Here is a 5,808-nt window from a genome sequence, read left to right as displayed (position 1 = left end):
TCGAAATGGCGGCGGCTTTCGATCGCGCGGGCTTCAACGCAACCGATGTCCACATGAGCGATATTATCAGCGGCCGCACGAGCCTTGCCGACTTCCAGGGTATCGCCGCCTGTGGGGGCTTCTCCTATGGAGATGTACTCGGTGCTGGTGAGGGCTGGTCGAAATCGATACTCTATAATCCACGGACTTACGACGAGTTCTCGGCGTTCTTCGGTCGTGACGACAGCTTCGGGCTCGGCATTTGTAACGGTTGCCAGATGATGTCGAATCTGTATCAGATGATTCCGGGAGCGGCCCATTGGCCAAGGTTCGTGCGCAACAAATCGGAGCAGTTCGAGGCGCGTTTCGTCATGGCCGAAATACTCGACTCGGCGTCGCTGTTTCTCGACGCGATGCAAGGCTCGATGATGCCGGTGGTAGTCGCCCACGGCGAAGGGCGCATCGAGACTCGGGATCGTTCTGCGGCCGACTTGCTCGCATCTAAACTCGCGTGCCTGCGTTACGTCGATGCGGTCGGTGAGCCGAGCGTAATCTACCCCCTCAACCCAAATGGATCGGAGTTGGGTTTAAACGGCTTCACTAACGAAGATGGGCGATTCACGATTATGATGCCCCATCCGGAACGCATTTTTCGCAGCGTACAGAATTCGTGGCACCCGCGAGAATGGGGCGAATACGGCCCGTGGATGCGCATGTTCCGAAACGCACGGCAGTGGATCGGTTAATCGTTATGATTAGACCTAAGTCGGTAATTAAGGCCATGAATCCAATCCTGTTTCGTAATATCTGCGTTGTCGTAAACACGCATTGATTGCGCATAATAACAGTGCAGATGACCTGGATTTCAATGCCGACCGGAACTAGTCAACGCTGACGGGGTCTAGAGGCTATACCAAATTAAGGGCTGACAATGATCAAGATAAAGAAAAGCTGGGAAATCCCGGAATCTGAGGTAACGCCGGAGTCGCTTTACCTGCGGCGGCGTGAATTTATCAAAGCAGCCGGTACCATTGGAGGTGCCCTGTTGTTGAATCCCTGGGCGGCTGCTCAGGCCTCACTCAAGATCGACGACTATCAGAAAAAGGCGGTTTCGCTGGACGAGGAAATCACCGATGAAGATGATGCGACCAGTTATAACAACTTTTACGAATTTGGCACCGGCAAGGATGATCCGAAGAAACATTCACGTCGCTTTAAAACCGATGAGTGGAGCATCGTAGTCAGCGGGGAATGTGAAAAGCCCGGTACCTATGGTCTCGAGGACATGGTCAAACCCTTCGCGATAGAGGAACGTATCTACCGGCTGCGCTGTGTCGAAGCCTGGTCGATGGTAATTCCCTGGCTCGGTATTCCACTGGGATCGATATTGAGTACTTTCCAGCCGACTTCCAGGGCCAAATACGTCGCTTTTAAAACACTGCATGACCCGGTGCGTATGCCCGGACAGCAGCGCTCGGTTTTGAACTGGCCCTACCGTGAAGGATTGACCATCGCCGAGGCGATGCACCCTTTGACGATTTTTTCGGTCGGTATGTACGGCAAGACCATGCCCAACCAGAACGGTGCGCCGATTCGCCTGGTGGTGCCGTGGAAGTACGGCTTCAAGAGTATCAAGTCTATCGTCGGTATCGAGTTTACCGAAGTGCAGCCGCTGACCTCGTGGAACATGGCGGCCCCAAGAGAGTATGGTTTTTACTCGAACGTCAACCCGACCGTCGACCATCCGCGCTGGTCGCAGAAACGCGAGCGCCGCATCGGAGAGATTTTCAAGCGCGACACGCTGATGTTCAACGGCTACGAGGAAGAAGTTGCCGAGCTTTACGACGACCTGGACCTGACCGTTAATTTCTAGTATGTCGCTCGCCGCGGCGCTCAAGTCCGCTTATGCCAAACCGCTCGTGCACCTGCTTTGCCTGGTGCCCTTCAGCCTGTTGCTGTGGGCTGCTTTTACTGATGGACTGGGCGCAAACCCGGTCGAAAAGCTGACCCATGAAACCGGCGACTGGATCCTGCGATTGCTGCTGGTTACGTTGAGCCTAAGTCCGTTGCGGCAGTGGACCGGCCAGGCATCGTTTATTCGCTTTCGCCGCATGCTTGGTCTTTATACTTTCTTCTACGCTTGTTGCCATTTCTCGATCTGGTTTATTGCCGATCATTCGCTCGACCTGGGTGGCATGATCGAGGATATCATCAAGCGCCCTTACATAACGCTTGGTTTCAGTGCACTGCTGCTGATGCTGCCGCTCGCGATTACCTCCAACCAGGCGATGATGCGGCGGCTCGGTAAAAACTGGAAAACCCTGCACCAGCTGGTGTACCTGGTGATACTGCTCGGGGTGCTGCACTTTATCTGGTTAACCAAGGCCGACTACCTTGAGCCTTCGATTTATGCGATTATCGCAATGATATTGCTGGCGCACCGGTTAGGCCCGATCAAACGTCTGAGCGCGAAGTCCTTCCCGGTTGCCCGCTGAACAGATTCGCGCGCTTGAGCGCATTACGTTTGGACAGATATGAAATTACTGGTTACTGGCGCCGCCGGTTTTATTGGCTACGCGCTTGCCGACATGTTATGTCAGCGAGGGGACGATGTTGTTGGCATCGACAACCTGAACGATTATTACGATGTCGGTCTGAAACAGGCACGCCTCGCGCAATTGAAAGTCCACGATAACTTCCGCTTCGTCGAACTGGATATTGCCGATACAGATGCACTGCAGGGGATTTTCAAGCCGCAGGCTTTCGAGCGCGTGCTGCACATGGCAGCGCAGGCCGGTGTGCGCTATTCACTGGAGAATCCCGGGGCCTACATCAACAGCAACCTGGTCGGCTTTGGCAACCTGCTCGAATGCTGCCGCAATCATGACATAGAACACCTCGTCTACGCGTCGTCGAGCTCGGTCTATGGCGCCAATGAAAAGATACCCTTCAGTACCTCGGACAATGTCGATCACCCGATTTCGCTGTACGCGGCCACCAAGAAGGCCAACGAGTTAATGGCGCATAGCTATAGCCATCTTTACCAACTGCCGTGTACCGGGCTGCGCTTCTTCACCGTATACGGACCCTGGGGCAGGCCGGACATGTCGCCAATACTGTTTGCCGATGCAATTACGCGGGGTGAACCGATCAAGGTGTTTAACCGGGGTAGGCACAGTCGGGACTTCACCTACATCGGTGATGTCGTTGAGGGCGTGGTGCGTTGCCTGGACCAGTTGCCGAAACAAAATCCTGGCTGGTCAGGACTTAATCCCGATCCGGCAAGCAGCCGGGCACCCTGGCGAATCTACAATATCGGTCGGGGCGAGCCAGTGGAATTATTACGGTATATTGAATTGATGGAGCAGGCACTGGGCAAGACAACTGACCGGGAACTTCTGCCCGCGCAGCCGGGCGACGTCGAGGATACTTTTGCCGATATCGACGATCTGGTTGCGGATACCGGTTATTCACCATCGGTCTCAATTGAACAGGGCTTGCAACAATTTGCCGCATGGTACATGGATTATTACGATAAGAAATAACATATAATCGCAACAAATAGCCTGTAAAAGGTAGCTAATCGAGGAGCCCCACATCGTTGATAACGGCCAACAAGCGGCCCTGTTAGAGGTCAATAATCTGGCGGTTGATTTTGACCTGCAGGGTAGCCCCGTGCCGGCACTCAGGGATGTGTCTTTTAGCATTAATCCGGGTGAAACGGTTGCGCTGGTCGGAGAGTCGGGCTCTGGAAAGTCGGTTACCTCGCAGGCGATCATGAGTATCCTACCTCGCAACGCCACGATTAGTGCAGGCGAAATTCTTTTTGAAAGCCCCGAAAACGGGCAACGGCTGGACATCGTAAAACTTGATCCTGAAAGCGCGCAAATGCGACAAATTCGAGGGGGAAGTATATCGATCATATTCCAGGAACCCATGACGTCACTGTCCCCGGTGCATACCATCGGCGATCAGATCAGCGAGGCGCTGTTTCTGCATCGGGACGCGAGTCGCGAGGAAGGATTGAAACTCACCGAGGCAATGCTGCAGCACGTTGGATTTGCAGATCCCGCCAGGGCCTTGAACATGTACCCGTTCGAATTGTCGGGTGGACTGCGTCAGCGTGCCATGATTGCCATGGCGATGATATGCCACCCGTCACTAATGATTGCCGATGAGCCTACCACCGCGCTGGATGTAACCATACAGGCGCGCATCCTGAAATTGATCCGGGAATTGCAGGCCGAACTGGGCATGGCCCTGTTGCTGATTACGCATGACCTGGGCGTCGTTGCCAACATGGCGGAACAAGTAGTGGTGATGTATCACGGCAAGGTTATGGAGGCCGGTCCTTTACAGGCGTTGTTCTCTAATCCCCAGCACGAATATCTCAAGGCTTTGATACATGCAGTACCGAGGTTTGACCTGGAACCGGGTGAACGGCTAGTGCCGGTGCGAGAGATTCACTCCGAAACCGGGGTATTGATCCATAAGCGTTCAACAGATCAGAAAGTCGACACCAGCGCACCGCATCTGAAAATCGATGACATCAGCAAGACTTACCGCCTACATGCCGGTAATTGGACTGGGTCAGGTTCAAGAGAATTACTCGCGGTGGACAACGTCTCCTTCGAAGTTGAACGTGGTGAGTGTTTTGGCCTCGTGGGAGAAAGCGGCTGCGGCAAGACGACTTTGAGCAAAATCATCATGCGCGCCATCACCCCGGATCATGGTGATATCGTCTACCATGACGGTATCCAGGCGATCGACGTGCGTGCGCTCGACGGTGACGACTTACTCGCCTTCAGGCGCAAGATGCAGTTCATTTTTCAGGATCCTTACAGTGCCTTAAACCCCCGCATGACGGTATTCGATATTCTGCGCGAACCGTTGGTGGTGCATGCTATGGGCGATATGGATTACCAGCGCGAGATGACGACCGAGTTAATGCGGCTGGTTGGCCTGGATCCACGTTTTCTGAATCGGTATCCACACAGTTTTTCGGGCGGTCAACGTCAACGCATTGGAATAGCGCGGGCGCTAGCGCTCCAGCCCGATTTGATTATATGTGACGAACCGGTTTCGGCACTCGACGTATCGATCCAGGCGCAGGTCCTGAATCTGATGAAGGATTTGCAGCAGGAGCTTGGGCTTACCTACATTTTTATTTCGCATAATCTCGCAGTGATTCACTATATCGCTAACCGGATCGCGGTTATGTGCCAGGGCAGAATTGTCGAGCTAGCGCCGCGCGCAATGCTGTTTGAAAATCCTCTTCATCCCTATACTCAGGCATTGTTATCCGCGGTACCCCATCCGGAACTATCGCAGCCACTCAGCTTTGAGGCCATTACCGAGAGCGCCGCTTCGGAACCGGCTTTATGGCAGTTCCCGTTTACGATTGACGGTAGCCGGAAAACCGAGTTCATGGCGCTTGGTGATGGCCATTACGTCAGGGTAGTGGCCGGCTCCAAACCATCCGATCTGGCGGCATGAAAACTCTGTTTAAAGGCCTATTGCTCATCCTGTCGTTGTCGATAACGACAATGGTGCAGGCGATGGACTGGCTTAAGGAGACGCCCTCACTGGTGGAACTGGTCGAATCCGGAAAGCTACCACCGATCGACAAAAGGATACCGGATGATGTGCAGGTAGCCCGGTTAACCCCCGGCCAGGTTCCCGGCGAGCACGGCGGCGAGCTGCGTCTGCTAATGGGCAAGCAAAAGGATATTCGACAAATCGTCATCTATGGTTACGCGCGTCTGGTAGGTTATACCCCTGAACTAAATCTCGAAGCTGATATTCTGAAGAGTGTCGATGTAATTGAAA

6 protein-coding genes are annotated in these 5,808 nt (G+C 53.9%); all 6 read left to right on the top strand.

Annotated features, from left to right (window positions below):
* Nucleotides 1-725 (top strand): phosphoribosylformylglycinamidine synthase subunit PurQ (locus OES20_18675; protein ID MDH3636717.1); only part of this gene is annotated, 725 nt, incomplete at its 5' end.
* A gap of 185 nt (nt 726-910) precedes the next feature.
* Nucleotides 911-1,852, top strand: a complete 942-nt coding sequence (msrP, locus tag OES20_18670) for a protein-methionine-sulfoxide reductase catalytic subunit MsrP (GenBank protein MDH3636716.1) — start codon at nt 911-913, stop codon at nt 1,850-1,852.
* A 1-nt stretch (nt 1,853) separates the two neighbouring features.
* Nucleotides 1,854-2,474 carry a sulfoxide reductase heme-binding subunit YedZ gene (locus OES20_18665; protein MDH3636715.1) on the top strand — a complete coding sequence of 207 codons (621 nt, stop codon included), beginning with the start codon at nt 1,854-1,856 and terminating at the stop codon, nt 2,472-2,474.
* A 39-nt stretch (nt 2,475-2,513) separates the two neighbouring features.
* Nucleotides 2,514-3,524, top strand: coding sequence for an NAD-dependent epimerase (locus OES20_18660; GenBank protein ID MDH3636714.1), 1,011 nt, complete (start codon nt 2,514-2,516; stop codon nt 3,522-3,524).
* Nucleotides 3,525-3,654: 130 nt separating this feature from the next.
* Nucleotides 3,655-5,475: an ABC transporter ATP-binding protein gene (locus OES20_18655; protein ID MDH3636713.1), complete on the top strand. Its 1,821-nt coding sequence runs from the start codon at nt 3,655-3,657 to the stop codon at nt 5,473-5,475.
* Nucleotides 5,472-5,808, top strand: a 337-nt coding sequence (locus OES20_18650; GenBank protein MDH3636712.1) for an ABC transporter substrate-binding protein, incomplete at its 3' end; no start/stop codon positions are given. The genes OES20_18655 and OES20_18650, both read left to right, overlap by 4 nt.

Source organism: Gammaproteobacteria bacterium, from assembly GCA_029862005.1.
Classification (GTDB): Bacteria; Pseudomonadota; Gammaproteobacteria.
The sequence above is the reverse complement of the archived record's forward strand: the minus strand, read 5'-3'. Positions and strand labels throughout refer to the sequence as shown.

Bases quoted from the DNA above. Each gene is read 5' to 3' on its own strand.
- OES20_18660 (MDH3636714.1), top strand. From the start codon at position 2,514: ATGAAATTACTGGTTACTGGCGCCGCCGGTTTTATTGGCTACGCGCTT.
- OES20_18665 (MDH3636715.1), top strand. From the start codon at position 1,854: ATGTCGCTCGCCGCGGCGCTCAAGTCCGCTTATGCCAAACCGCTCGTG.
- msrP (MDH3636716.1), top strand. From the start codon at position 911: ATGATCAAGATAAAGAAAAGCTGGGAAATCCCGGAATCTGAGGTAACG.